The sequence below is a fragment of the Aeromonas sp. Y311-2 genome, from assembly GCF_027706025.1.
Taxonomy (GTDB): Bacteria; Pseudomonadota; Gammaproteobacteria; order Enterobacterales; family Aeromonadaceae; genus Aeromonas; species Aeromonas veronii.
On sequence record NZ_JAPDCL010000074.1, the window covers coordinates 1 to 625 of the forward strand.

1 protein-coding gene is annotated in these 625 nt (G+C 41.3%); it reads left to right on the top strand.

The genetic code is table 11. The annotated features are described in order from the left end of the window. Positions 1–218 precede the first annotated feature (218 nt). Positions 219–572: a hypothetical protein gene (locus OKC42_RS22670; RefSeq protein ID WP_270820942.1), complete on the top strand. Its 354-nt coding sequence runs from the start codon at positions 219–221 to the stop codon at positions 570–572. Positions 573–625 lie beyond the last annotated feature (53 nt).

Below are 625 nucleotides of genomic sequence, written 5' to 3' on the forward strand. Positions count from 1 at the left end.
GGTATTAGCTGGTCAAGGATGGCGATCATACCTCAGAAGCCGCGCCACGCCTCGCTCATATGAGGGGATGGTTAAGGCTGCTGCCCTCGCTGGTTAATGGAGCATTTTGGAAGCTGTAATCCACGGGCGGTAGCGTGGTGTTTGGCTAGCGATCCAATTTGTAGCATTGATTGAATATCATAAAGCCTAACATTGAAGATTATTTATCAAGGATAAGTATGAAAACGATCTATTTAAAAGAAAAAGAACTAGCCAATAGGATGCAGCTTACAGATAGATTTATTTCTCTAACAAATATCCTCCGTTCTATTCTCCAAACAATTTCGATTACAACATTAGAATTAGCTAAAAATGAAACAAGTACAGATGAAATTGATCTTTCAGGAGTTGTTGAGAGGTTCCGCAGGCCTGCCGATGGAATGCCTGTTGATATAATCGACAAACTAACACCCCATTTACGTTCTCATTTTGAAAAACGGTTATTTAGTGGATGGTATGAAAAAAGTAATCCTGGGTTGGAAAAACCACTTTCTATCCTGTTGCAAGAGCAGGGCGGGATCGCACTTTGTTAATGAAATTTGAACAGGCAGATCGTCTGTGATCTAATCGCGTCTCCATGCAGGAG